The 2,663-nt window shown below is 63.1% G+C and carries 2 protein-coding genes; both read right to left on the minus strand.

What is annotated here, in order from left to right; genetic code table 11:
* Positions 1 to 41: 41 nt before the first annotated feature.
* A complete protein-coding gene (locus NKH90_RS34350; protein WP_352778912.1) occupies positions 42 to 2,114 on the minus strand; it encodes a recombinase family protein in 2,073 nt (690 codons plus the stop codon).
* Positions 2,104 to 2,301: a hypothetical protein gene (locus NKH90_RS34355; RefSeq protein ID WP_023722661.1), complete on the minus strand. Its 198-nt coding sequence runs from the start codon at positions 2,299 to 2,301 to the stop codon at positions 2,104 to 2,106. The genes NKH90_RS34350 and NKH90_RS34355 overlap by 11 nt, the downstream gene beginning before the upstream one ends.
* Positions 2,302 to 2,663 lie beyond the last annotated feature (362 nt).

The raw sequence follows: 2,663 nt of genomic DNA on the forward strand, positions 1-2,663 counted from the left end.
TGGCGCCACATCTACAATCCTGTTTCATAACACCCATCTGTCTATGTCGTTGAAGTGAATAGGTTTTGCTGATCTGGATGCGATCCCGTGGGGTATTTTGGGTTTTGCCGCGCGCGATGAACGATGCGCTGTGCCGCAGGTTCGCCAAGCGTTGATCGGCTGAAGACCCATGGACCATCCGGCAGAGGATGAACGCCTTCGATCTCGCCCGCCTCGGCGGCGAGCCTGAGGGTCTTCGGTGCAACGCCGAGAAGGCGCGCCGCCTTGTTCAGGTTAAGCCATGGCTCTTTGCCGTCCGCCGCTGGCCGGAAGACAGGGATCTTATGATGCGACCTGTGCGCGGTGACCCGTTCGCGTGTCCATCGATTGCCGTGGCCGGTCACCAGTCCATTGCGGTTGAGGATGCCAGCAATCAGATCATCATTGGCGATGAGCACCAGTTGGCGGACGGCCGCGATGATATCGCCGGACGTGCTGTTGCGCTGTCCACGGCGCCGCTTCGGCAGGCGCAGTTCAGTATGGACGCCGCCAACCCAATGGATCAGAAGAACGATCTCTGACGCTTCGTCATCGATATCGGCGACCACCTCCCGGATGACGGTGCGAACGATGCGCTTCTTGAGCCTTGCATCCGTCGTCGGCGCCGCCCATACAGCCTTGAGATCGGCGGCGAGCGCGGTGACGTGTATTGGCGACAGAAGTGATGGCTCCGATGTCGAGGCATCATGCGCGGCAATCCTGCTCTCGATCTCGCCGACACGCGTAAGCGCCCGGTTCCATCGCAACTCCAGTTCCGCCGCGACCAGCCGGTTCTGCGGATCGATGGCGTCGTATTGCCGGAACGCCCGATCGGCGTTGTAGCGTGCCGCCTCGCGATCGCGCATCAGAGCATCGCGGACCTGATCGCGGCGACTGGCCGCTTGCGCTTCGGCCTCGACGGCCGCGGCTATCGCTGCCGGCTCGACAACCCGCAGAAGAGCTTCCTCGATGGCGTCGTCGACGCGTAGTCCACCGAAGGCGATGCAACGCGGCTCGCCATTGTCAAGCAGACCACGCCAGCAGGAATAGCGCGGAATGTTGTGCTTGGTTCCCGTGTAGCGGACCGTCAGCTTGCGGCCGCAGCGCCGGCAGCGGACAAGGCCGGCGAGCAGAGCGTCGCCATGCTTGGGCGCCCCGTGATGCCGGCTCGTGGGCACGTTGTCGCTCACCATCTTGCGGATCGCTTCCGCCCTTTCCCAGCTGACGTAGCCTTCGTGTGCACCCGGGATCAGCGCCAGCCATTCATCACGCGCCTTACGGCGGCTGCGCGAACGAATGGCTGTTGCATCATATCCCGACGCAGCACGAGTCTTACCATAGGCGTAGGCGCCGCCGTAGATCGGGTTCTCGATCATTCGGTGGATGGTCGCATAGCTTGGCCTGCGCCAGACCACATCGCCATTGTTGCGCTTGGCAGGCAAATCCAGCCCATGTTCGAGGAACCAGAGCAGGGCCTGGCGGGCACTGCCGAGTTCCGCCACCTTGTCAAACACAAGGGTGATGGCCTCCTGCATGCGACGGTCGGGATCCTTCTCCAGCCGGTCGCCGACCTTCACGAAGCCGACCGGGGAAGCGACGACGAGTTCACCGCGCCGGGCCTTCTCATAGCGGGCCGACAAGGAGCGCTGACGCAGAAGATCGAGCTCATACTCGTTGAGACTGCCCTTCAATCCCAGCAGCAGCCGGTCATTGCCCTGGCGCGGTGCGTAGACCGTCTCCTGGTCGATCAGCACGGTATCGACGACGCGGCACATCTCGATGAGCTGCTGCCAGTCGCGGCTGTTGCGGGCGAAGCGCGATACCTCCCGCGCCGCAACCGCCCCAACCTTGCCGAGACAGACTGCTGCGACCATCCGATCGAAGCCCGCTCGCGCGACACCGCCAGCAGCAGAGCGGCCGAGATCGTCATCGACCGTCTCGATGCAAGACCAGCCGAGCGCGACCAGGCGATCGCGCATCGCATACTGCAGGGCGCTGCTCTCACGATTGTGCAGAACCTGATGGGCCGAGGACTGCCGCACATAAAGGATCGCCTTTCGCTCCAGATGGTGGGGCCGGATCTTCTCATGCATCATGGCGTGCCTCCTCCCGTGGAACGGCGCGCTCGCCGTCGACGTGGTCGAGGATCAGGCGCACCATCAGCTTTGTCAGCGTCAGGCGCGTCTCTTCCGGCAGCGCCTGCCATGGTGGCATCTGCGCGGTCTCCGCATCGTGCGGGTTGGAGAACAGATCGAACTGATATGTCGTGGGCTGGCGCGGCATGGACCTCTCCCCGATTCGCGTCGTGAGGATCCGATGCTGCGCCCGAAACCTCCAATTGCGATGGGGTGTGGGAATTGGCCGTCGCGTCCTGCAGCAGTGTCACCAAGACGCCAAGCGTTCTGGGATCGACATGTGGGGCAGCGGCAATGCGCCACGCGGTGCAGACCGCGCGATCAAACATCCAGGCCGGAACCTCCAGCCACCGATCGGAGGCGTGGCCAGAGAGACTGCAGCGGAAAACCTCCCGGTCAGCCTTCTCGATCACCTCATGAACGTGAACACAACGCCCGGCCCAGGGATGCCATGGATAAAGAAACTTGCGTTCCTCGGTCCCGTGGGCGTTCTCTCGTCGTGTTGTACAA

This window comes from Mesorhizobium sp. M0898 (assembly GCF_040319695.1).
In the GTDB taxonomy this organism is placed as follows: domain Bacteria; phylum Pseudomonadota; class Alphaproteobacteria; order Rhizobiales; family Rhizobiaceae; genus Mesorhizobium.

Coding starts and splice junctions, on each gene's coding strand:
- NKH90_RS34350 (WP_352778912.1), bottom strand. CDS start 2,114: ATGATGCATGAGAAGATCCGGCCCCACCATCTGGAGCGAAAGGCGATC.
- NKH90_RS34355 (WP_023722661.1), bottom strand. CDS start 2,301: ATGCCGCGCCAGCCCACGACATATCAGTTCGATCTGTTCTCCAACCCG.